The 21,984-nt window shown below is 74.3% G+C and carries 25 protein-coding genes; 10 read left to right on the top strand and 15 right to left on the bottom strand.

Annotated elements, in window-relative coordinates; translation table 11 throughout:
* The first annotated feature begins 41 nt into the window (after window positions 1–41).
* Both OSR43_RS15365 and OSR43_RS15360 read left to right on the top strand, forming a co-directional pair.
* The gene (locus OSR43_RS15365; protein ID WP_302267497.1) at window positions 42–899 is read left to right on the top strand and encodes a nuclease-related domain-containing protein; all 858 of its coding nucleotides are present in this window, start codon (window positions 42–44) and stop codon (window positions 897–899) included.
* A gap of 97 nt (window positions 900–996) precedes the next feature.
* Window positions 997–1,584 (top strand): hypothetical protein, encoded by a 588-nt coding sequence (locus tag OSR43_RS15360; RefSeq protein ID WP_302267496.1) that lies wholly within the window; start codon window positions 997–999, stop codon window positions 1,582–1,584.
* 143 nt (window positions 1,585–1,727) lie between these two features.
* Here OSR43_RS15360 and OSR43_RS15355 read toward each other — a convergent pair whose 3' ends face one another.
* The 6 genes from OSR43_RS15355 to OSR43_RS15330 all read right to left on the bottom strand — a co-directional run bounded on the left by OSR43_RS15355 (window position 1,728) and on the right by OSR43_RS15330 (window position 7,666).
* Window positions 1,728–1,961, bottom strand: a complete 234-nt coding sequence (locus OSR43_RS15355) for a superinfection immunity protein (RefSeq protein ID WP_302267495.1) — start codon at window positions 1,959–1,961, stop codon at window positions 1,728–1,730.
* A 183-nt stretch (window positions 1,962–2,144) separates the two neighbouring features.
* Window positions 2,145–3,182 (bottom strand): phosphotransferase family protein, encoded by a 1,038-nt coding sequence (locus OSR43_RS15350; protein ID WP_302267493.1) that lies wholly within the window; start codon window positions 3,180–3,182, stop codon window positions 2,145–2,147.
* Window positions 3,179–4,267, bottom strand: a complete 1,089-nt coding sequence (locus OSR43_RS15345; protein ID WP_302267491.1) for a TIGR03857 family LLM class F420-dependent oxidoreductase — start codon at window positions 4,265–4,267, stop codon at window positions 3,179–3,181. Before OSR43_RS15345 ends, OSR43_RS15350 begins: the two co-directional genes overlap by 4 nt.
* On the bottom strand, window positions 4,264–5,022 hold the full coding sequence (locus OSR43_RS15340) for an SDR family NAD(P)-dependent oxidoreductase (protein ID WP_302267490.1): 759 nt from the start codon (window positions 5,020–5,022) through the stop codon (window positions 4,264–4,266). The genes OSR43_RS15345 and OSR43_RS15340 overlap by 4 nt, the downstream gene beginning before the upstream one ends.
* Window positions 5,019–5,900 carry an SDR family oxidoreductase gene (locus OSR43_RS15335; RefSeq protein ID WP_302267489.1) on the bottom strand — a complete coding sequence of 294 codons (882 nt, stop codon included), beginning with the start codon at window positions 5,898–5,900 and terminating at the stop codon, window positions 5,019–5,021. The genes OSR43_RS15340 and OSR43_RS15335 overlap by 4 nt, the downstream gene beginning before the upstream one ends.
* Window positions 5,897–7,666, bottom strand: coding sequence for a GMC family oxidoreductase (locus tag OSR43_RS15330; RefSeq protein ID WP_302267488.1), 1,770 nt, complete (start codon window positions 7,664–7,666; stop codon window positions 5,897–5,899). The genes OSR43_RS15335 and OSR43_RS15330 overlap by 4 nt, the downstream gene beginning before the upstream one ends.
* A 208-nt stretch (window positions 7,667–7,874) precedes the next feature.
* Between OSR43_RS15330 and OSR43_RS15325 the strand changes: the two genes are divergently transcribed.
* The gene (locus OSR43_RS15325; RefSeq protein ID WP_302267487.1) at window positions 7,875–8,033 is read left to right on the top strand and encodes a DUF1905 domain-containing protein; all 159 of its coding nucleotides are present in this window, start codon (window positions 7,875–7,877) and stop codon (window positions 8,031–8,033) included.
* 90 nt (window positions 8,034–8,123) lie between these two features.
* Here OSR43_RS15325 and OSR43_RS15320 read toward each other — a convergent pair whose 3' ends face one another.
* Window positions 8,124–8,546 carry a DUF309 domain-containing protein gene (locus OSR43_RS15320; protein ID WP_302267486.1) on the bottom strand — a complete coding sequence of 141 codons (423 nt, stop codon included), beginning with the start codon at window positions 8,544–8,546 and terminating at the stop codon, window positions 8,124–8,126.
* A 49-nt stretch (window positions 8,547–8,595) separates the two neighbouring features.
* Window positions 8,596–9,204 carry a TetR/AcrR family transcriptional regulator gene (locus OSR43_RS15315; protein ID WP_302267485.1) on the bottom strand — a complete coding sequence of 203 codons (609 nt, stop codon included), beginning with the start codon at window positions 9,202–9,204 and terminating at the stop codon, window positions 8,596–8,598.
* A 93-nt stretch (window positions 9,205–9,297) separates the two neighbouring features.
* Here OSR43_RS15315 and OSR43_RS15310 point away from each other — a divergent pair, with 93 nt between their 5' ends.
* The 4 genes from OSR43_RS15310 (at window position 9,298) to OSR43_RS15295 (ending at window position 13,829) form a co-directional block, all read left to right on the top strand.
* A complete protein-coding gene (locus tag OSR43_RS15310; protein WP_302267484.1) occupies window positions 9,298–10,719 on the top strand; it encodes a cytochrome P450 in 1,422 nt (473 codons plus the stop codon).
* The gene (locus OSR43_RS15305) at window positions 10,716–12,338 is read left to right on the top strand and encodes a succinic semialdehyde dehydrogenase (protein WP_302267483.1); all 1,623 of its coding nucleotides are present in this window, start codon (window positions 10,716–10,718) and stop codon (window positions 12,336–12,338) included. Before OSR43_RS15310 ends, OSR43_RS15305 begins: the two co-directional genes overlap by 4 nt.
* Before the next feature lie 195 nt (window positions 12,339–12,533).
* The gene (locus OSR43_RS15300; protein ID WP_302267482.1) at window positions 12,534–13,373 is read left to right on the top strand and encodes an SDR family oxidoreductase; all 840 of its coding nucleotides are present in this window, start codon (window positions 12,534–12,536) and stop codon (window positions 13,371–13,373) included.
* A 66-nt stretch (window positions 13,374–13,439) separates the two neighbouring features.
* Window positions 13,440–13,829: a hypothetical protein gene (locus tag OSR43_RS15295; RefSeq protein ID WP_302267481.1), complete on the top strand. Its 390-nt coding sequence runs from the start codon at window positions 13,440–13,442 to the stop codon at window positions 13,827–13,829.
* Between the two features lie 10 nt (window positions 13,830–13,839).
* Here the strand turns inward: OSR43_RS15295 and OSR43_RS15290 are convergent, their stop codons facing one another.
* Entirely contained in the window at window positions 13,840–14,268 is a 429-nt protein-coding gene (locus OSR43_RS15290; protein ID WP_302267479.1) for a four-helix bundle copper-binding protein, read from the bottom strand.
* 130 nt (window positions 14,269–14,398) lie between these two features.
* Here OSR43_RS15290 and OSR43_RS15285 point away from each other — a divergent pair, with 130 nt between their 5' ends.
* On the top strand, window positions 14,399–15,049 hold the full coding sequence (locus tag OSR43_RS15285; RefSeq protein WP_302267478.1) for a hypothetical protein: 651 nt from the start codon (window positions 14,399–14,401) through the stop codon (window positions 15,047–15,049).
* Window positions 15,050–15,182: 133 nt separating this feature from the next.
* Here OSR43_RS15285 and OSR43_RS15280 read toward each other — a convergent pair whose 3' ends face one another.
* Entirely contained in the window at window positions 15,183–16,754 is a 1,572-nt protein-coding gene (locus tag OSR43_RS15280) for an MXAN_6640 family putative metalloprotease (RefSeq protein ID WP_302267476.1), read from the bottom strand.
* 86 nt (window positions 16,755–16,840) lie between these two features.
* A complete protein-coding gene (locus OSR43_RS15275) occupies window positions 16,841–17,239 on the bottom strand; it encodes an adenylyltransferase/cytidyltransferase family protein (protein ID WP_302267475.1) in 399 nt (132 codons plus the stop codon).
* A 44-nt stretch (window positions 17,240–17,283) separates the two neighbouring features.
* On the opposite strand from OSR43_RS15275, the gene OSR43_RS15270 reads away from it, so the two are divergent.
* Both OSR43_RS15270 and OSR43_RS15265 read left to right on the top strand, forming a co-directional pair.
* The gene (locus tag OSR43_RS15270) at window positions 17,284–18,549 is read left to right on the top strand and encodes a DUF445 domain-containing protein (RefSeq protein ID WP_302267474.1); all 1,266 of its coding nucleotides are present in this window, start codon (window positions 17,284–17,286) and stop codon (window positions 18,547–18,549) included.
* Entirely contained in the window at window positions 18,549–18,842 is a 294-nt protein-coding gene (locus OSR43_RS15265; RefSeq protein ID WP_302267473.1) for an RNA-binding S4 domain-containing protein, read from the top strand. The genes OSR43_RS15270 and OSR43_RS15265 overlap by 1 nt, the downstream gene beginning before the upstream one ends.
* 15 nt (window positions 18,843–18,857) lie before the next feature.
* On the opposite strand, the gene OSR43_RS15260 is transcribed toward OSR43_RS15265, so the two are convergent.
* From OSR43_RS15260 to OSR43_RS15245, 4 genes are read right to left on the bottom strand one after another with little or no spacing between them, the layout of a single operon-like run.
* Entirely contained in the window at window positions 18,858–19,226 is a 369-nt protein-coding gene (locus tag OSR43_RS15260; RefSeq protein ID WP_302267472.1) for an FKBP-type peptidyl-prolyl cis-trans isomerase, read from the bottom strand.
* A 25-nt stretch (window positions 19,227–19,251) separates the two neighbouring features.
* On the bottom strand, window positions 19,252–19,662 hold the full coding sequence (locus tag OSR43_RS15255) for a DUF1772 domain-containing protein (protein ID WP_302267471.1): 411 nt from the start codon (window positions 19,660–19,662) through the stop codon (window positions 19,252–19,254).
* Window positions 19,646–20,947: an FAD-dependent oxidoreductase gene (locus tag OSR43_RS15250; RefSeq protein ID WP_302267470.1), complete on the bottom strand. Its 1,302-nt coding sequence runs from the start codon at window positions 20,945–20,947 to the stop codon at window positions 19,646–19,648. The genes OSR43_RS15255 and OSR43_RS15250 overlap by 17 nt, the downstream gene beginning before the upstream one ends.
* Before the next feature lie 29 nt (window positions 20,948–20,976).
* Entirely contained in the window at window positions 20,977–21,846 is an 870-nt protein-coding gene (locus OSR43_RS15245; protein ID WP_302267469.1) for a DICT sensory domain-containing protein, read from the bottom strand.
* Between the last annotated feature and the right edge of the window lie 138 nt (window positions 21,847–21,984).

Raw genomic sequence — 21,984 nt, 5'->3', positions numbered from 1 at the left:
AAAGGCCTTCTAGCGACAACATCGCCAGCTAGCGTCGATCCATGTCGACGCAGCCCGACGAGAAGCGGATGCGGCTCCGCTATGCCGGGTCCTGCCGCGCATGCGGCACGGTGCTCGAGGCTCGAACCGAGGCCGTCTACGAGCGAGCCACCAAGACCGTTCGCTGCCTGACTTGCGTAGCAGCGACCGCGCACGCTGGTCGGGAGGATCCGCTGTCCGGTACCGATGCAGCTCGTCCAGCCGCCGACCCGCTCGATGCCGGTACCGCCGGTGCCTCCGCCCGCCGCGAGCACGAGCGCCGCCGGGCCAGGCGTGAGGAGCGCATCCGCACCGCGCACCCCAAGCTGGGTGGCCTGATCCTGGCGCTGAGCGACGACCCGCAGTCGACGACTGCCTGGGGCACCGGCGCTGTGGGGGAGGAGCGGCTCGGCCGACGACTCGACGAGCTCTCCTCGGCCACGCTCCGGCTCCTCCACGACCGACGCATCCCTGGGTCGCCCGCCAACATCGACCACCTGGCCGTCACGCCGACGGGTGTCTACGTCATCGACGCCAAGCGGTACGTCGGCAAGCGGCCGTCGCTCCGCGTCGAGGGAGGGATCCTCCGGCCCCGGGTCGGAAAGCTGCTGGTCGGGTCGCGCGACCAGACGAAGCTTGTCGACGGCGCCCTCAAGCAGGTGGAGCTCGTGCGGTCCGTCGTCGGCGAGGACGTGCCTGTCGTCGGCGTCCTGTGCTTCATCGAATCGGACTGGCCCTTGGTCGGAGGTGCGTTCGCCACCCGCGGGGTCGACGTGCTGTGGCCGAGGAAGCTCTACCCCCGGCTCACGGCCGACGGACCGCACGCCTCCTGTGTCGGCGACGTCCACGCGCGCCTGGCCCGAGCCCTGCCACCGGCCTGATGCTTGGGGCGACCGCGGGCTGACCGGTCAGCTCAGCCGATCCGCCGAGCGCCCGGAGCCACCTGCGGCGCAGGTGCAGCCGTGGAAGGATCGGCCCATGTCGGCCGCAACGGATGTCTCCACGACCGATGCGAGCGCGCAGCCACGGCGCCCGCGCCGCAAGGTCGTGCTGACCTGGGTACTCGTCGGCGCTCTCGTGCTGGCGGCCCTCTTCACCTGGCGCTGGTGGACCCACCCGACGGCGTTCGACGACCTGGGTGACTCCGGTCGTCTTGACCCCCTGCCGGTGGCCGATGCAGCCCTCTCGACCACCGTCATCTACCCGAAGGCCAGCGGCTCGGCCGAGACGGTCACGATCGACGGCCTGGACGCCACGTTCTCGGAGAACAGTGCGGCCGCCACGGCAACGTTCTGGGTCTGCCACCTGGCGCCGGACGAGGACCCCATCGGCGCCGTCCACGACCCTTCCTCGGTGTGCGGAGACATCGAGAGCTTCGAGCCGCCCATGCGTTTCGAGCACGGCGTCGCCCCCGACAGCGACTACCTCTTCGTCACCATCACCCCGAGCCGGCCAGGCGTCGCGCGGCTGCAGTCGGTCGACATCGAGTACCGACGCTCGGGCGAGCACTTCTACCAGCGCGGCACCCAGACCATCCACGTCGATCGGAAGCTCACCGCGCGCTGACGCGGGACAGCCGGCTCGGCACTCCGACGAGCACCGACGTCCCTGGCTCCCGCCCGCACGGCGCGGACGCATCAACGCCATCCGCTCAGCCCGGCGATGTCCAGGGCCGCGGTCAGGCTCGCGCTCTTCCCCCGTGAGGGAGGTCAGTAGCGTCGGATCGGCTTGTGGGAGCCGAACGCCATGACGACGGCGACGATCCACAGGACCACCGTCCAGCCGCCGAGCAGGTTGATCCAGAAGATCGTCCAGTGGTTCGACTTGCCGCGCAGGGCTGCAACCGCCCACGGCAGCATGTAGCCGCCGCTGAGGAGAGCCACGACGACGGCGACGAACGCGCTGACCGGACGATCACGCTGATCGGTCAGATGGCTGGTCACCTCTCCAGCCTACGGGAGCACGGTCGCCGGCGCCGGACGCTCCGCACCGGGACCTCGCGCGGCGGCTGCCCATCAAGGTATGTCGCCGAGCGGTCACGTCCCCGGGTGAGCTCCGCGGGGGGAGTGACAGTTCGTCTGCATACCTTGATGAAGCGACGGCGCCCCGGGCGAGCACCCACCGGCTCACACCAGGCCGAGCGTCCCCAGCTCCCGCACGGCAGCGGCGGTCCGCTCGACCATGACCGCGAACATCCGGTCACCCCGGTCGGTGCGGGCGCCGTACGCGCAGCCGAAGACGGAGACGAGGATCCCCTGCAGCATCGCGAAGCGGTAGTCGTCCCAGCACTCCTCGAGCGGGTGGCCGGTGACGCCGTGAGCGAGCAGCCGCCGGTGGTACGCCGCGACGACGGCCTCCTCGCAGGCGCGGCGCGCGGGGGCGTCGAGGCTGGTGGCGACGAGGTAGGCGAGGTCCTTGGCGGGCAGCCCGAGGCTGAGGGTCTGCCAGTCGACGGCCTTCACCTGGACGGCGGGGTCGGGGGAGAACATCAGGTTGTCGAGGCGGTAGTCGCCGTGGACGATCCCGAACCGCTCCGCCCGCGCCAGCGACCAGTCGACGACCACGTCCTGGGTCTCGCGGACGGTCGTGGCCGCCTCGGACGACATCAGCGGGCCGGTGATCTCCAGGAACGTGTCGATGGCGGGGCCGTAGACCGACGCGAGCAGGTCCGCGCCCTCGGCGTCCTGCATCGTGATCCGGCCCAGGTCGAGGAGGGCGGGGTCGCACCAGCGCGGACCGTGCAGCCCGGCGAGGTTCTCCGCCGCGCCGCGCACCTGCTCCGGAGTGCCGCCGCGCAGCTGGTCGCCCTGCTCGGCCGGCGCGAGGTCCTCCAGGACGAGCGTGAAGCGCCCGTCGTCGGTGACGTCGGTGGCCAGGTGGCAGCGCGGCACGTCGACGGCGACGGTCGGCTCGAGCTCGCGGTAGAAGCTGACCTCGGACCGGTAGGCGCCGACGAGCATGCCGCGGGTTCCGGCGTCGGCCGTCGGCAGCTTCACCAGCACGCTCGGCGGCAACCCGTCCCCGGCGAGCGAGACCCGCAGGCAGGACCCGATCTGGCCGAAGCCGACCGGGGCCACCCGCACCGAGTCCGGCACGGCGCCCAGCGCCTCGCCGACCCACTCGGCGGTGATCTCCTCAGGGGTGTCGATCGTCGGCGCGGTCATGACATCCATCCCGGGTTGGCCGGGAGCCCGGCGAAGGTGGCGTCGTCGCGGGCCGCGGCGTACGCCGTCAGCACGGGCGCCAGCTCGGCGGGCGTCGCCCCGTGGAGCACGACGCTGTCGGCGCCGAGCGCGAGCTGCTCCAGCACTCGGGCGGCGCACTGCTCCGCGCTGCCGGTCGCCGAGGCGGCGAGCCACTCCGCGGGCAGGACGTCGTCGCGCAGGTGGGTCAGCTCCTCGACGGTGCCGATCGCGTCGAACGCACCGGGATAGCCCTGCACGAGCGGGTCGGTGCGGAACCGGTCGAGCACGGCGGGGTCCCAGCCGTTCGCGGCGACCAGCACGTCGCCGTACCCCTGCAGGTACGTCGCCAGCCGGCCCACCAGCTTGCGCAGCCGCAGGTCCTCGGGCAGCGAGTCCTCGACGGTCGCCAGCACCGCCCAGACCCGCACCGACGCCGGGTCGCGCCCGGCCTCCTCGGCCGCGGAGCGGATCGTGGCGACCGACCGCGCCAGCGCCTCGTCGGTGAGGAACGTGTGCAGCACGACCCCGTCGGCCAGCCGGCCGGCCAGCGCGAGCGACCGCGGGCCGATGGCGGTCATCAGCACCGGGACCCGCTCGTCGAACGAGCCGTCCTGGGAGAGGTAGGGGTAGGAGCCGGCCGGCCCCTCGTGGCCGAGCACCGCCTCGCCCCGCCACAGCGAGCGGTAGATGCCGATCGCGTCCTCGAGCTGCGCACCGGTCACCCGCGGCAGCCCCATCACGTCGAACAGCGCGCCGAACCCGCGGCCCAGGCCCAGGGCGTACCGCCCGCCGGACAGCCGGTGCGCGGTGGTCGCCAGCGTCGCGGTGACCAGCGGGTGCCGGGTGTTGTGGTTGGTCGCCGCGGTGGCGATGCCGACGTGCTCGGTGGCGGCCGCGACCGCCCCGGCCAGCACGCCGGCGTCCTTGAGGTTGAACCGCTCGGAGAGGAACACCGAGCCCAGGCCCAGCTCCTCGGCCAGCCGCGCCTCGGCGAGCAGGTCGCGGGGCTGGTCGGTGTGCCCGGCGAGGCCGTAGCAGGCCAGCTCGGTGAGGCGCTGGCTCACCCGAAGGCCCGCGTCACGTGGCCGACGAGGTCGGGGTAGCGCATAAGGTGCGCGCCGCCGTTGAGGTCGAGCACCTCGCCGGTGAGCCAACGTGCGGTGGCCAGGTAGACGACCGCCTCGGCCACCTCCTCGGGCGTGCCGGCCCGGCCGAGCGGCGTGTTCTCGACGTAGTCCTCCTGCACGCCGGGGATGTCCATCGCCGGCGCGGTCAGCGGGGTGACGACCAGGCCGGGGGAGACGGCGTTGACGCGCACGCCGCGCGGCCCGAGCTCCAACGCGGCCACCTGGGTGAGCATCGCCAGGCCCGCCTTGGCCGAGCAGTACGCCGCCATGCCGGTGCCCGGCTGGCGGGCGTTGAGCGAGGCGATCGAGACGACCGCGCCGCCGGCGCCGTCCGGGGTGGCCATCACCCGGGCCGCGTGCTTGAGCACGAGCATCCCGCCGGTGAGGTTGACGTCCAGCACGCGCCGGAACTCCTGCACGTCGTGGTCGACCACCTGCATCAGCGTGCTGACACCGGCGCTGTTGACCACCACGTCGAGCCGGCCGTGCTCGGCGACGACCGTGTCGACCGCGGCCGCGACGGCCGCCTCCTCGGTGACGTCGACGACCAGGTCGGCCGCCGCGCCCTCCAGGTCGCCGGTGACGACGGTGTGGCCGGCCGCCCGCAGCGCCGCGGCGGACGCGGCACCGAGCCCGGAGGCACCACCGACCACGAGCGCGACGGGCTGTCCTGCGGGGCTGGTGCTGGTCATGCGGGGCCTCCTGACGTGGCGCGCCGGGCCTGGAGCCGGCGCTGCTTGGCGACGAACCGGGTCGCGGCCCGGTTGGCGAACGAGGGGGCGAGCCGGCCCACGCGCCACGCGACCCGCGCCGGGCGCGGGGTGACGAGCATCGGCCGGTCGGCGGCCACGGCGGCGAGCGCCTGCGCGGCCAGCACGTCGGCGTCGAGCGGGCGGCGTACGCCCTGGCCCTTGAGGTAGTAGTCGCGACCGTGGAACCGGCCGAGGTGGCCCTTGTCGAGGATCGGCGTCTCGACCGCCGCGGGGCACAGCACGGTGACGCCGACGCCCTTGGCGGCCGCCTCGGTGCGCAGGGCGAGGGACAGGCCGACGACCGCGTGCTTGGTCATCACGTAGCTGGTGATCAGCCCGGCGGCCATGATCCCGCCCATCGAGGCGGTGTTGACGATGTGCCCGCCCGGGCCGCCGGTGGCGCCCTGCCGGACCATGTGCGGGTACGCCGCGGCGACGCCGTGCACCACGCCGCGGATGTTGACGTCGATGATCGCGTCCCAGTGCTCCAGCGAGAGGTCCTCGGTCTCGCCGCCGAAGGTGATGCCGGCGTTGTTGAACAGCAGGTCGATCCGGCCGGCCCGCTCGACCACCTCGTCGACCGCGGCCTGCACCGCCGCCGCGTCGGTCACGTCGAGCTGCACCGCCCGCGCGGTCCCGGGACCGGTCACGGCACCGGCGACGCGCTGCGCGGCGGCCTCGTCGAGGTCGGCGACCACGACGTCCGCGCCGGCGGCGACGAGCGCGCGCACCAGCGCTGCGCCGATGCCCGAGCCGCCTCCGGTGACGAGGGCCTGGCGGCCGGCGAACCGGTCCTGCGGCGGGTCCTGCTGGGTCATGCGTGCTCCTCGACCGGGGGTGCGGGCGTGACGGGTGTGAGGGGGATCAGCCGGAGCGCGCCCGGGGCGGTGGCCGGCACGGCGGGGGAGCGCGGGGGCACCGGGTCCAGCCGCTGGTACGCCGCACGGAGCGGCGGGCGGGGATCGGGCTCGCCGCGGTTGGGCCAGAACGACATCGCCCGCTCCGCCATCGCGGTGATGGTCAGCGAGGGGTTCACCCCGAGGTTGGCCGCGACGGCCGAGCCGTCGACGACGTGGAGGCCCGGGTGGCCGTGCAGCCGGTGCCAGGGGTCGATCACGCCGGTGGCCGGCCCGGTCCCCATCGGACAGCCGCCGAGGAAGTGCGCGGTGGTCGGCACGTCGAGGACCTCGGTCCACCCTGCGCCGGGGATGCCGTCCATCCGCGCGGCCATCGCCCGGCCGATGGCGTTGGCCTCGGGGATGTGGGTGGGGTTCGGCTCGCCGATGCCCTGCCGGGTCGTCATCACCCGGCCCCGGCCCAGGCGACGGCGCCGGGTGTAGGTGGTCAGCGAGTTGTCGATGCTCTGCATGACCAGGACCCCGATCGACTGCTCGGACCACCGGCGCGGCACGTGCAGCCGCCGCAGGTCGCGCCGCCCGCGCCACATCTCCCGCGCCATCACCAGCACGCGGCTGCGCCCGGGCACCGGGTCGGTCATCGTCGCCATCGCCATGCCCATCGCGTTGCTGCCCCGGCCGTAGCGGCACGGCTCCACGTGGGTCCGCTCGTCGAGGTGCACCGAGGAGGTGATCGCGACCCCCTCGGTGTAGTCCACGTCGTCGCCGCGGGCGCGCACCGCAAGGCCCGCCTCGGAGTTGGTCCGGGTCAGCTCGCCGAGCCGGGGTGAGACGTGCGGCAGGCTGCCGGAGTCGCGCAGGTGGTGCAGCAGCCGCTGGGTCCCCAGTGCGGCGGCCGAGAGCACCACCTGCTCGGCGGTGAAGGTGCGCCCGCGCCGCCGCAGCGGACCCGTGCGCCGCGTGGACACGGCGTACCCACCTCCGGGCAGGGGCCGCACGTCGGTGACCGTCGTCAGCGGGTGGACGACGGCGCCGGCGGCCTCGGCGAGGTGGAGGTAGTTCTTGGGGAGGGTGTTCTTGGCGTTGTGCCGGCAGCCGGTCATGCACTCCCCGCAGTGCAGGCAGGCGTTGCGGTCCGGGCCGGCGCCGCCGAAGAACGGGTCCGGGACGCTGCGGCCGGGCACCGGGTCGAGCAGCACCCCGACGTCGGTGGGCCGCCAGGTGCCGCCCGCGCCCAGGTCGGCGGCCGCGTCGCGCAGCACGCGGTCGGCCGGCGTCACCCGGTCGTACGTCGTCACGCCGAGCATCCGGCGGGCCTGGTCGAAGTACGGCGCCAGCTCGCCGCGCCAGTCGGTCAGGTCGCGCCAGTGCGGGTCGTCGTAGAAGGCGTCCGTCGGCTCGTAGAGGGTGCCGCCGTAGACCAGCGAGCCGCCGCCGACGCCGGCGCCGCTGATCACCAGCGCGTTGCGCAGCAGGGTCACCCGCTGGATGCCGAGCAGGCCGAGCGCCGGTGCGAAGACGTAGCGGCCCAGCCGCCACGACGTCCGCGGCAGGTCGGCGTCGGTGAACCGCCGACCGGCCTCGAGGACGGCGACGTCGTACCCCTTCTCGACCAGGCGCAGCGCGCTCACGCTCCCGCCGAAGCCCGAACCGACGACCACGACGTCGTGGTCGAAGCCGCGCTCGCCGCTCCGCCGGTCAGGCCGGGCCTGTGTCGTCCGCCACACGAGGTCAACAGTGTTGACAGGCGTCAGGTCTGTCAATGGCCCGGGCGGGCCGGTCCTCCGCCCACTAGGGTCCGCTGGTGTGGAGCTCGACGTGACCGGACCGGTCTTCGAGTGGCGCGGCCCGGCGCCGCACCACTTCGTGGCGCTGCCCGAGGACGACGCCGCCGTCGTGCGCGACGTCGCCGCCGCGGTGACCTAAGGCTGGGGGATGGTCCCGGTCGCGGTGCGGATGGGCGAGGCGCGGTGGACGACCTCGCTGTGGCCCAAGGACGGCACGTACGTCGTGCCGCTCAAGCTCGCCGCCCGCCGTACCGAGGGCGTCGTCACCGGCGACGTCGTCGACCTGGTGGTGACCATCGACGTCTGATCCGTGACCACCGCCGGCCGGTGTCCCCGCGGCGGTCTCTTAGATCCCGCCAGGCAGGCCCGCGCCAGCCAGTCGCTAGTCAGTCGCCGATCAGTCGGCGAGCGTCGTGCGCACGCACGCGACGACCGCCGCCAGGTCGAGGTCGTACGTCGGCCCGCCGCCGCGCTCGTGGCTCGCCAGCCGGCCGGCCGCCCGGTCCAGCAGCCGCGCCGCGCCGACGGTGTTGCCGCGGGCGTGGTGGGTGAGCGCCACGCACAGCTGCGCCAGCCCCTGCCAGAGCTCGCGCTCGTCGGCCGGGCAGGACTTCCACCGGACCTCGAGCGCCTCGTGCGCGGCGAACGGCCGCCCCGCGTCGAGCAGCTCCCGGGCGTAGGCGAGGGTCCCGGCCGGCGGCAGCGGCTCCTCGGAGATCGGCTCGACCCCGGTGGCGCCGTACGGCAGCGGGCGGCCGAGCTCGTCGCGCGGTCGCGCCTGCTCGGCGCGGCCCAGGTGGTTGCGGTCGCGGTCGACCACGGCGGCCTCCTTCGGGACGTGGGGGTGCCCGTCTCGGGGCGGTGGGGAGTCAGCGGAAGACGCCGACGAAGATCCGGGTCGCGGTCTCGACCAGCTCCTGCGGCGTCGCGTCGAGCGCACCGTCGAGCCAGGCGGTGATCAGCTCGGCCATCCCGCCGATGAAGAGCAGGCCGACCAGCTCGCCCTCCCGGGTGCCCCAGTCGACGCCGTGCTCGCGCGCCTCCTCGGCCGCCCGGTGCGCGAAGTGGCGCAGCAGCTGGGTGCGCCGGGGCCGCAGCGCGGGCATCGCGCCGGCCTCGATGATCGCCACGCGACCCTTGCGCGGGTCGGCCTCGATCAGCTCGACGAAGGCCAGCACCGACGCGCGGACCCGGGCGGTGGGGTCGTCGCCCGCGGCGTCGGCCGCCGCCAGGCTGACCTGCTCGATCTCGGTCGCGATCGACTCCACCACCGCCGTCAGAGCGTCGTCGAGGGAGCGGAACGACTCGTAGAAGTAGCGCTCGGTGAGGCCGGCGGCCGCGCAGATCCGGGTCATCGTCGGCCGGGCGCCGGCCGGGTCGGCCCAGACCGCCAGGGTGGCCTCGAGCAGCCGCTCGCGGCGCTCGGCGGCGCGGTCCTCGGCGCTGACGCCGCGGTAGGTGCCCGACTGCACAGCCATGTCGCCACCCTCTCACAGAAGGTTGACAGGGTGTCCTGTCTGAATGATGCTGGCGGGACCGCCGTGCCCGTCACCCACCCCAGGGGGCCATCCGTGTCGCTCGACCTCAGCAGTGCGCCCGCCCGGCCCGGCCGCCCCGCGCCCGACCCCGCGGAGGTCCGCGACCTCCCGCCGATCCGCCGCGAGGACCGCGGGAAGCCGCTGCTCGGGCGGGCGTTCGAGTACGCCAAGGACCCCTTCGCGCTCTTCCGCCGGCAGTGGGACCACTACGGTCCGGTCGCGCCGATCTCGATGCTCGGCCAGCGCTGGGTGATGCTGCTCGGCCCCGACGCCTGCGAGGAGGCGTTCCGCAACAAGGACAAGGCCTTCGCGAACGGTCCGGCCTGGACCTACCTCGTCGGCCCGTTCTTCGACCGGGGACTGATGCTGCTCGACTTCGAGGAGCACCACATGCACCGCCGGATCATGCAGCAGGCGTTCACCCGCGACCGGCTCGAGGCGTACGCCGCGCGGATGCACGCCCCGATCGAGGCCGGCCTCGCCGGCTGGGCCGCGAGTGGCGGGCGCGCCGGCCGCGACCGCGGCCGCGACCGGGACTTCCGGGCGTACCCCGCCCTCAAGCAGCTCACCCTCGACGTCGCCGCCGACATCTTCATGGGCGGGGCGGAGGACACCACGCCCGAGCAGATGGTCGAGGTCAACCGGGCGTTCATCGCCTGCGTCCAGGCCGCCGCAGCGGTCGTGCGCAAGGACCTGCCGCTCACCCGCTGGGGTCGGGGCCACCGCGGGCGCGAGGTGCTCGAGGAGTTCCTGCGTCACTACCTGCCCTCGCGCCGCGCGACCGAGACCGACGACCTGTTCTCCCAGCTGTGCCACATCGAGAGCGACGAGGGGGAGCGGTTCAGCGACGAAGACGTCGTCAACCACATGATCTTCCTGATGATGGCGGCGCACGACACCTCCACCATCACCCTCTCCACCATGCTGCAGCTGCTCGGCCAGCACCCGGCCTGGCAGGACCGCTGCCGTGCCGAGTCCGAGGCGCTCGGCCCGCGGCCCACGCTGGCCGAGCTCGAGGGGCCGGAGTCGCTGGACCTGGTGATGAAGGAGTGCCTGCGCCTGCGCGCCCCCGTCCCGGTCGTGCTGCGCAAGGTCGTCAAGGACACCGTCGTCCAGGGCGTCCGGATACCCGCGGGCACCTTCGTCACCGTCGCGCCGCAGTTCGCGCAGGTGATGGAGGAGCTGTGGACCAACCCGCTCGTCTTCGACCCCGAGCGGTTCTCGCCCGAGCGCCGCGAGGACAAGTCGCACCGCTACGCCTGGAACCCCTTCGGCGGCGGCGTCCACAAGTGCCTCGGCATGTACTTCGCCGGAGCCGAGGTCAAGGCCGTCATGCACCACCTGCTGCGCGGGTGGGAGTGGAGCGTCGACCCCGGGTACGTCGCCCCGATGAACAACCACTCGCTGCCCTTCCCCCAGGACGGCCAGCCCATCGACCTGCGGAGGACCCGATGACCGCCACGCTCGAGCCCACCGCCGGCCCGGGTGGCGGCGCCCCCGGCGCGGGTGCCTCGGTCCGGCCCGCCTGGGTCACCGGGGCCAGGCTCGCGTCGTGGAACCGGTGGGTCTCGGTCCCCGTCTCCGGCGGCGACGGCACGCTCACCGCGACCGCGCCGTACGACGCACAGCCCACCGCGCCGGTCCCCGCGTGCACCGCCGACGACGTGGCCGCGACCGTCGTCCGCTCGCGCGCGGCGCAGCCGGGCTGGGCCGGCCTGACCGTGGCGGCCCGGGCCGAGGTGCTGATGCGCTTCCACGACCTGCTGCTCGAGCGGCAGGACGAGGTCCTCGACCTCGTGCAGTGGGAGATGGGCAAGGCCCGCTACCACGCGTGGATGGAGGTCCTCCAGGTCGCCAACCTGACCCGGCACTACGCCAAGCGGGCCGCGGCGTACCTCGCCGACCGCCCGGTGCGCGGCGCGCTGCCGCTGCTCACCAAGGTCCGCGAGGTGCGCGTGCCCCGCGGGGTCGTCGGCGTCGTCTCGCCGTGGAACTACCCGCTCTACCTCGGCGTCGGCGACGCCGTCCCCGCCCTGCTCGCCGGCTGCACCGTGGTCAGCAAGGCCGACCCGCAGACGCCGCTGACCCTGCTGTGGACCCGCGCGCTCATGGCCGAGGCCGGGCTGCCGGCCCACGTGTGGGACGTCGTCGCCGGTCCCGGCGCCGAGGTCGGGACCGCGCTGGTCGGGGCCGCCGACTACGTCTGCTTCACCGGCTCCACCGCCACCGGGCGGGTCGTCAGCGAGGCCGCGGCCCGCCGCCTGGTCGGCGCGTCGCTGGAGCTCGGTGGCAAGAACCCGCTTCTCGTCCGTGCCGACGCCGACCTCGACAAGGCCGCCGCCGGAGCCGTCGACGCGGTCTTCACCAACACCGGCCAGATGTGCATCCACGTCGAGCGCGTCATCGTCCACGAGGGGGTGTACGCCGCGTTCCGCGACCGGCTCGTCGCCGCCACGCGCGCGCTCGCCGTCGGCCAGGCGTTCGACTTCTCCTGCCAGGTGGGCTCCCTGGCCAGCGCGGCCCAGCTCGCCACGGTGGCCGCGCACGTCGAGGACGCCGTCGCGAAGGGCGCGACCGTGCTCTGCGGTGGCCGCGCCCGGCCGGACCTGGGCCCCTACGTCTACGAGCCGACCGTCCTGGAGGGCGTCACCGACGACATGGACGTCTGCCTCGGTGAGACCTTCGGACCGGTCGTCGCCCTGCACCGGGTCGGCAGCGACGACGAGGCGGTCGCCCTGGCCAACCAGGGCACCTACGGCCTGTCGGCCGGCATCTTCAGCCGCGACACCGCCACCGCCGAGCGGCTGGCCCGGCGCATCCGCGCCGGCTCGGTCGGCATCAACGACGGTGCCGCGCTCGCCGCCGGGTCCGTCGAGGCCGGGATGGGCGGCATGGGCGACAGCGGCCTCGGCCGCCGCCACGGCGTCCAGGGCATCCAGCGCTTCACCGAGACCCAGACCATCGCCCTGTCCCGGATCGGCCCGGTCGGCCCGCCCCCGGGCATGCCCCTGGAACGCTTCGTCCGGCTCGGCAACGCCCAGCTGCGCGTGCTCCGTCGGCTGCGCGCGCGCTGAGGCCTGCGCTCGCACCACCACGATCGTTCAATTGCGCCATTCGTGTGGGCCTGGTGCCGCCGTCCCGCGCCGGGCGCCACCACAGCCGTTCAATTGAACGATCCGGGTGCCCCGCGACCACCTCCACCGTTGACACACCCACCGCCACTGCCCAGACTGACAGGAAGCCCTGTCAGAATCGAGAGGATCCCCGTCATGCCCCGTGAGATCTCCGGCCTGTCCGTCATCGTCACCGGCGGTGCCCGCGGCATCGGGCGGGCGACCGTCGAGCGCTTCGCCCGCCAGGGCGCCAAGGTCGCCATCGGTGACCGCGACGTCGACCTCGCCACGTCCGTCGCTGCGCCGTACGGCGACCGCGTCACAGCCGCGGCGCTCGACGTGACCGACCCGGCGTCGTGGCGGGAGTTCCTCGACGCGGTCGCCGCGCTCGGGCCCTTCGACGTGCTGGTCAACAACGCGGGGATCATGCCGCTCGGGTCGGTGCTCAAGGAGCCGGACGCCGTGGCCAGGGCGATCGTCGACGTCAACCTGCACGGGGTCATCAACGGGACCAAGGCGGTCGCCCCCGGCATGGTCGAGCGGGGGACCGGCCACATCGTCAACGTCGCCTCGGCGGTCGGCCGGCTTGCGGTGGCCGACGGGGCGACGTACTCCGCCTCGAAGTTCGCCACCGTCGGCTTCAGCGAGGCCACCCGCTCCGAGCTGCGCCCGCACGGCATCGACGTCACCGTCGTCCTGCCGACCGTCGTGCAGACCGAGCTGGCCGCCGGCGTCCCGGCGGCCAGGGGCGTGAAGCCGGTGACGGCCGACGACGTCGCGAAGGTGATCGAGCAGGCCGTGCGCTCGCCCAAGGCCGAGATGTGGGTGCCGCGCTGGTCCCAGGGCCTGGTCAAGGTGACCTCGATGCTCCCGCGCAAGGTGCAGGACGCGATGGCGAGGATGACCCACGCCGACTCGGTGCTGGCCGAGGCCGACCCGGCGGCCCGGGCGGCGTACGAGGAGCGCGCGCGCCGCTCCGCCGGCCCGCAGGTCTAGACGGCGCGGCCCCGGGGGACCGGGACCGCGGCGTGCGCGTCGTGCGCCCCGGAACCGGAGGTGCCCATGGGTGGCGCGATCCCCCTCCTGATCTTCCTCGTCATCGCCCTGGTGGTGCTGTACTTCCTCAGCACCAGCGGTGTCGTCGCGCTCGGCGGTCGCCGCGCCGGCGGGACGCGGGTGCCCGAGGAGATGCCGGCCGCCCGGCTCGGCTACGCGGTCCCGCTCGGCCAGGACCCGGCGGCGGTGGTGGCCGCCCTCACCCGCCAGGGGTACGACGCGGCGCTGGCGCCCGACGAGGAGGTCGACGGCCGGCAGGTCATCCACGTCGCGCGCCCAGACGACGCCCGGCCCGACCGCGAGGACGTCCGTCGCGTGATCCGGGAGGACGCCACGCTGAACCTCGAGGTGCACCGGCCCGGCACCGGGCCGGTGCGCTTCGTCGACGAGACGTAGCCCAGCAGCGTCAGCCCAGCGCCGCGAGCAGGTCGCGGCAGGCCCGCTCGCACCGGCGGCAGGTCTCGGCGCAGGCCCGGCAGTGCTCGTGCATGCCGGCGTGCCGCTCGCACTCGGTGGCGCACGCGCCGCAGGCGGCGGCGCACGCCTCCACCAGCGACCGGACGAGCGAGGGGTCGGTCGGGCGGCGGACCAGCACCGCGGCGGTCGTCGCGCACACGTCGGCACAGGTCAGGTCGGTCCGGATGCACGCGACGAGCTCGGCGACCATCTCCTCGTCGAGGCAGGCGTCGGCGCACGCCCGGCAGGCCGCGGCGCACTCGGTGAGCGCCTCGACGGCGTCGGTGAGCACGGTGAGGTCCACGTCGTGCTCGCCGGGGTGGCTGCGGAGGACGGCGGTCAGGCCGGTCCCGGTCGGGTCGGTCGGGTCGGTGGTCATGGTCGCCGGGTAGCCCCGGCCGCCCCGGTCCATACGGCTGCGCGGCTCGGGCTCCGGCCGTTACCGTGGTCGGGCTCGGTCGTTGTCGGCTTCGGGCAACGGGGGAGACGCACGACGACCAGGAGGACCGGTGGGCTTCAGCGCGCCGCTGAGCAGGACCCAGCGCGACCTGCGGCTGGGGTACGGCGCCGTCGGGATCGGCGCCCTGGCCTTCGTCGCGATGACGGTGACGACGCTCGTGGTCACCGACGCCGACCTCCCGGGCCTGCCGGTCGCGCAGCCGCCGTCGGCCGGTGCCCCGGACGCCCAGCAGGTCGCCGGCGCGCGGGTGCTCGTGCGCGCCGACCCGGCGCCGACCGCGGGGACCGCGGGACCGACCGCCACCGGCGGCCCCGCAGCGGGCGGCCTCGCCGCGACCGGCGGCGTCGTACCGGTCGCCGGCCCCGGAGCCGGGACCTCCGCCGAGGACGGCACCTCCCCGACCGGTGGACCGTCCGCCCCGACCGGCGGCACCGGCGGCACCGGCGGCACCGGCCCCTCGGACCCGCCCGGCACCCCGCCGAGCGGGCCGGGCCCCACCGGCCCCGGCCCGCAGGGACCGGTCCGCGGCCCGGTCTCCGCCCTCGTGGACCCCGTCGTGGCAGGTGTCGTCACCGCCGTCGACGGCCTGACCGGCGGCGGGCTCGCCCCGGTCACCGGCACCGTGCAGGGGACCACCGACGGCCTCACCGACACGGTGGACGGCCTGCTGGGCAGCGCCCTGCTCGGCGGTCGTCACTAGCCACCGCCCCACCCGAGCCGGCCGCAGCCCCACCCCGGGACGCCGGCCCACCCCGGGACGCCGCCGGCCCGGCACCCACGCCACGAGGGCGTCGGTGCCGGGCCGGTGAGGCCGGTGAGGGCCGTGCAAGGGGTCAGCGCTTGCGCTTGACCGCCTTGACCTTGACCTTGAAGGACTTCTTCTGGTCCACGGCCTTGCCGCGGCACGACAGGTTCGTGCCGCGCGAGCACCGGTAGCGGGTGGAGGCGTTGGCCAGGGTGATCGTCACGCCGGCGACCTTCGCGCCGTTGAAGCTCAGGACCTTCTTGCCGTGGCCCTTCGCGCTCAGGGCGATGGTCTTGCGCGACCAGGCCCCCTTCTTGTTGCGCACCAGCACGTGCACGGCCGGGCTGGAGGAGCGGTTCGGGGCGTTGACGACGACCCGCAGCCGCCACTTCTTCCCGCGGAGGTCCGAGCCGGGCTTGACCGCGATGCTGCGCGAGGCGAGGTGGTTGATCCGCACCGACGCCGAGCCCTTGCGGTCACCCTTGGTGAGCCGGATCTTCTTGCTCATCGGGGACTTCGGCCACGCCGAGCCCTCGGGGTAGTACCTGGCCGGCACGGTGTTGGAGGCGGCGTACGCCGCGAAGACCGAGGCGAACCCGCCGCCCTTGCCGCCGACGGCCTTCTTCAGCGCCTTGGCGGAGTACATGTTCGGGGCGCCCTTGAACGCACCGGCCTTGTTCCACACCGACTTCACGATGCCGTTGCCGAAGCGGCGGCTGAGGTACTCCCAGAACGTCCAGTTGCCGTACTGCGCGAAGCCGGAGGGCTGGAAGACGTCCAGCGAGCTGCTCGGGTCGGCGACCTGGCTGGCGGAGAGGTACTGGCGGTTGTCGTTGATGTCGTCGGCGACCCGCTCCTCCATCCACGTGGCGGTGGACTCCAGGAGCCACGGGTCCTCGTGGTAGTCGTAGGCGAACTGGACCGCGTGGAAGAACTCGTGCGCGGCCGTCACCTTCAGGCTCTTGGCCGGGGGCGCGCCGTACTGGGCCTGCGCGAAGTCGTTGTCGAGCACGCAGTAGCCGGAGGCCACCCACTTGGTGCCCTTCTTGCGGTACTCCGGGGCGCAGTAGCCGTAGAGCCGCTTGGCGCCCAGCTCCTTGAGGTAGACGTCGAACTTGCCGTTGCCGCCGTGGTTGCCGTCCTTGACCGGCGGGCGGAAGCCCATCTTGCCGACCTCGGTGCGCCAGACCTTGTCGAGCACCTTGAGGTTCTTCTTCACCCACGCCTTCGACGGCGGGGCGTCGGCGGTGCTGGTGACGTAGTGCAGGCAGAAGTGGCTCGAGCACTTCTTCCGGGAGCCGACGGTGTAGCCGTCGCCGTAAGGGTCGCGGCTGCCGTTGGTGGGCCGGGCGAGGAGGGCCTCGGCCCGCTCGCGCTCGGTGCCGCCGAGGGCGGGCACCGCCTCGAACAGGTCGCGCATCAGCAGGGTGGTGTCCGGCGCGTCGGTCACCGCCTCGGCGCCGCCGCCGGCCAGGACGTCGCTCGCCTGCGCCAGGGTGCGGCGGGCGGTCGCCGCGGTCACGGTCCCGTCGTCGACCGGGGTCACGGTGTCGACGACGGGAGCGCCCGGGTCGGTGGTGGCCGCGGACGTCGCCGTGGCGGGGAGCACCGCGAGACCGGTGCTCAGGGCGACCAGGGCGGCCGCGAGGGTACGACGCATGTGAGGGGTTCCTCTTCTCCGGGGTGAGGGGGCGGTGGAGCAAGCCTGCCCGTGGGTCCTGGGACGAAACCGGGGCGTCGAGCGGGTCAGGAGGTGGCGGAGATCTTCTCGATCAGCGCGGTCGTCGAGATGGCGGGCGTGCGCGGGAGGTAGACGACCTCGCACACGTCGTTGAGCTCGTCGAAGCGCCCGGCCCAGTCGTCGCCCATGACGAGGACGTCCGCTCCGTGCTCGAGGATGTAGTCGCGCTTCAGCTCGAGGCTCTCCTCGACGAAGACCGCGTCCACCGGCTTGAGCGCCGCGACGATCGCGAGCCGCTCGGCCTGGCTGAAGACGGGCTCACGGCCCTTCTTGCGCAGGTTCAGCGCATCGGCCGAGACGCCGACGACCAGCCGGTCGCCGAGGGCCGCCGCCCGCTCGATCACCCGGAGGTGGCCGACGTGGAAGACGTCGAACGTGCCGAAGGTGATCACCGTGCGAGACATGCGGGTGATTCTGGCACGTGGGTCCGTGGGCAAGGATGGCGGTGATGACCACGACGATGCCGATGATCACCGCCGACCCCGAGGCCGACGCCCTGCGACGCAAGGGCCTGCGCCAGATGCGGGCGATCGCGGTCGGGCTGCTCCTGCTCGCCGCCGCGGTGTACGCCGCCACCCTCGGCCAGGACGGGGTGCTCGGCTTCGTCAACGCCGGCGCGGAGGCCTCGATGGTGGGTGCCATTGCCGACTGGTTCGCGGTGACCGCGCTGTTCCGGCACCCGTTGGGGCTGCCGGTGCCGCACACGGCCCTGATCCCCAAGCGCAAGGACGAGCTCGGCCGGGGCCTGGAGGAGTTCGTCGGCGAGAACTTCCTGCAGGAGGACATCATCCGCGACCGGGTGACCGCCGCGACGATCTCGCTGCGGGTGGGTCGCTGGCTGGCCGAGCCGGCGCACGCCCAGCGGGTGGTCGACGAGGTGGCCGACGTCGCGGTGATCGCGCTGGGCAAGGTCCGCGACGACCACGTCGAGGGGCTGATCCGCGAGGCGCTCGTGCCGCGGTTCCGCGAGGAGCCGATCTCGCCGCTGCTCGGTGGGCTGCTGAGCGAGACGCTGCGCGACGACCTGCACCACGGGCTGGTCGACCTGGCCCTCACCGAGCTGCACGACTGGCTCGTCGACAACCCCGACACGGTCACCGAGATCCTCGGCGAGCGGGCGCCGTGGTGGTCGCCGCCGAGCGTCAACGACCGGGTCAGCGCGCGCGTCCACCTCGAGCTGGTGCGCTGGGTGGCCGACATCCGCGACGACCCCCGCCACCACGCCCGACGCGCCCTGGACTCGATGCTCGAGCAGCTCGCGCACGACCTGCTCGAGGACCCCAGCACCCAGGAGCGCACCGAGCGGCTCAAGGAGCGGCTGCTGGACCACCCGCAGGTGCTGGCCTCGAGCGTCTCCCTGTGGAACGCGCTGCGCCGCGGGCTCACCGGCTCCCTGCGCGACCCCGAGGGCGCGGTCCGTCAGCGGCTGCTGACCGAGGCGGCCGCCTTCGCCGACCGGCTGCTGGCCGAGGAGGAGCTGCGCGCGCGGCTCGACGGGCTCGCCGCCGACGCCGCCGTCTTCGCCGTCGGTCGGTACGGCGCGGAGCTGACGACCGTCATCACCAGCACCATCGAGCGGTGGGACGGCAAGGAGGCCGCGCGACGCATCGAGCTGCACGTCGGCCGGGACCTGCAGTTCATCCGGATCAACGGCACGATCGTCGGCGGGCTCGTCGGTGTGCTCATCCACGCGATCTCGGTCATCATCCACTGATGCGCCTGCCGTGGAAGAAGAGCCAGCCGGACCCGGAGCCGGACCCGACGCCCCAGCCGGTGGACGTCGCGATCCGCGACGAGATGATCCGGCTCGGGCAGTTCCTCAAGCTCGCGAACCTCGTCGAGACCGGGGCGGAGGCCAAGCCGGTCATCGCCGACGGGCTGGTGCGCGTCAACGGCGAGGTGGAGCTGCGCCGGGGGCGCCAGCTGCGCGTCGGTGACGTCGTCGAGCTGGCGGGGCAGGCCGCCCGGGTGTCCGACGAGGACGCCGCGGACGACCTGCCCTGGTGAAGCGGGTGCTGCGGGTCAGCTGACGCCGAGCAGGTCGACGACGAAGATCAGCGTCTCACCGGGCTTGATGGCGCCGCCTGCACCGCGGTCGCCGTACCCCAGGTGCGGCGGGATGACCAGCTTGCGGCGACCGCCGACCTTCATGCCCTGCACGCCGGTGTCCCACCCGGAGATGACCTGGCCGATGCCGAGGCGGAAGCGCAGGGGCTCGCCGCGGTTGTACGACGCGTCGAACTCCTCGCCGGTGGAGTGGGCGACGCCCACGTAGTGGACCTCCACCGTGTTGCCGGCGGCGGCCTCCGGGCCGTCGCCGACGGTGATGTCGGTGACCTGCAGGTCGGTGGGCGGTTCGAAGTCGGGGAAGTCGATCTCGGGCTTGTCCATGCCGCTCACCCTACGGCGGGGTGGCTCAGGCGAGGACGGCCGCCACGGCCGCGGCCAGGGCGAGCACGGAGGCGACGGCACGCACCCGGTCGGCGCGGAGCAGCCGCGCCACCAGCCGGTCGTCGCGCTCGGTGAGCCGGCCGTGCAGGGGAGCGGCGAGCGTCGCTGTGGTGCCCAGGGCCACGGCGCTCGCGGCCACGGCCGCCACGTCGGCCGGCCCCGGGTCGGCCAGCGCCGCCGCGCAGGCGGCCAGCACGGCGACGTACACGACGGCGACGAGGGGCGTGATCCGCCGGCTGTGCCGGCCGTGCACGCGGCGCCAGTCGGGGGCCGAGGTCTCGGCCAGCCGGGGGTAGACCAGGACCGTCACCGTCACCTGGAAGCCGGCGTGGAGGGCGGTCGCGCCGAGCAGCAGCGTCTCAGGAGTGCCGGGCACCGGCCCGGTCCCGGGAGGCCAGCACCGCGCGGGCGGCGCGCTGGCCGCTGACCAGGGCACCCTGGATCGAGGCGGTGTCGCGGTGGTCGCCGCACACGACGAGCCCGGGGGACAGCTCGACCGGCTGCCGCGCCGCGAAGGGCACCGGCTGGGCGGGCAGCGCCTGCGGCAGCTCGTGCCGCGCCACCTCCGTCCAGCCCTCGGCCCCGATGCCGAGCAGGTCCGCCGCGTGCCGGCGCATGCGTCCCTCCGAGGGCACGGTGGCGCCGGTCCCGAGCAGCGCGGAGGCCTGCACCAGGTGCCGGCCGGGCGGGGCGTAGGACGGTGCGGCCGAGGAGACCACCGCGGTGTTGACCACCGGGCCGCTGGGCCGGGTCCGGGCGTCCACGGCGAGCACGCCGGGCGCCTCGCGGTCACGACGGCCGGTGAGGTCGTCGACCGCCCACCACTGGGTGACGACGCCGCGGGGGACCGGCGTGGGCGTCCCGACGAGGCGGTGCGCGGTCGCCCCGTCGGTTGCCACGACCACGTGCCGGGTGCGGGTCGTCCCGGCGGCGGTCAGCAGCACCGGCTCGGGGCCGGTGGTGTCGACCGCCTCGACCGGCGTGCGCAGCAGGACCCGGTCGCCGAGCGCGGCCGCGAGCTGGGCCGGCAGCGCCTGCATGCCGGCCGCCGGCAGCGAGGGGGTCCCGGTCGCGAAGCTCCGGGCGAGCAGGAGGGCGTAGGCGTCGGCCGTCGACCCCGACGCGTCGAGGACGACGCCGGCCAGGAAGCGGTCGACGACGTTGCGCAGGAAGCCGTGGACACCGGCCCGGTCCAGCGAGTCGCGCAGCGTCACGTCGCCGCGCCGGGGCGTCACGCGGTCGGCCAGCCCGGTCCCGCGGCCCACGAGCGGCCGCGCCCAGCGCAGCACGGCGAGCACCTCGCGGGGCCGGACCGCGACCGAGCGCGCCGTGCGACCCGTGAGGCCGAGCTCGCGCAGCGGGTCAGCGAGCAGCTCGGCGTCCTCGGCGGTCCGGGCCAGCACGCCGGCCGGGAACGGCTGCAGGTCGAGCGCGTCGACGTCGACCCAGCGCCGGACGGCGGGGTAGGCGGGGTTGAGCAGCTGGAAGCCCTGGTCGACCAGGAAGCCGTCGACCCGGTCGGTCCGCACCCGGCCACCCACCCGGCCGGTGGCCTCGCAGACCACGACGTCCAGGCCGGCGTCCTGGAGCACGCGGGCGCAGCGCAGGCCGGCCAGGCCGGCTCCGACGACCACGACGTCGGCCTCGGTGCGTCCACCCACGGTGTCCCCTCCTGACGATCCGCGCGGCCTCAGCCGCGCCCGTAGCGGTCGACGTACCCGACGACCCGGTTGAACAGCGTCGACACGGTGGCGAGGTCGACGACTCCCGGTGCAGGGTCGTCGGCCAGCTCGAAGAGCACCGGACGCGCCGCGGCCACGCCGGCGTCGGCGGCCACCCGCGCGCAGACCCGCGCGGCGTCGCGCACCGCGCCGGGGTCCACGCCCCACACCGCCTCGAACACGCGCTCGCGGTCGGGTACGTCGTCCTGGCCCGGCAGCTCCCAGGCGGCCAGGACGGCCGGGAGGTCGACGGAGTCGCAGACGACCGTCCACTCGCGGCGCAGCGGGGAGTCCTCGGCGAGCGGCACGTGGTGGACGTGCGTCGCGCGCGGGTCCGGGCCGCCGGCGGCCAGCGCGAACGCCGCCCGCGAGACCCGGGCCAGCTCTTCCCATCGGGGCGCCGCCGGGGCGTAGAACCGCTCGTCCTGGAACGACCCGAAGATGGTGGCCCGGTCCGCGCGGGCGCAGAACTCGTCCTCGATCGCCCAGGACAGCGCCAGCAGCGTCGCCTTGCTCAGCCGCTGTGGCTGCAGCTGCGGGTGCCGCCGGCGCAGCTCGGCGAAGACCGAGTCGGGTGTCGGCGCCGCCGCGGCCCGCGCCTGCTCGACCGCGTGGCCGATCGCGCGGTCCAACCGCACGCCCTCCTCGCGCCGGCGGACCACCTCGCGGACCGCCTCCACGTCGGACTCGGCGTACCGCCGGTGGCCGGACTCGCGCCGGACCGGCTCGGGGAAGCCGTGCCGGGTCTCCCACATCCGCAGCGTCGCCGGCGACACCCCGGTGCGGTCGGCCAGGTCACCGATGGACAGGCCCGGCTCAGACTTCAACAGGTTGTTCACATTTCCCACTGTAGCCCTCGACGGCGTGATGCAAACCGTCCGCGGAAGTTTCATCGGCTGGCCGATGAAACTGTCGGTTGGCCGCTGAAGCTTCATCGGCCAACCGCGAGTTCCAGCGGCTGGCCGCTGGAGCTCCCG

The sequence above is a fragment of the Nocardioides sp. Arc9.136 genome (assembly GCF_030506255.1).
Taxonomy (GTDB): domain Bacteria; phylum Actinomycetota; class Actinomycetes; order Propionibacteriales; family Nocardioidaceae; genus Nocardioides.
Note: the sequence above shows the minus strand (reverse complement) of the source record. Positions and strands in the feature narration are given on the sequence as shown.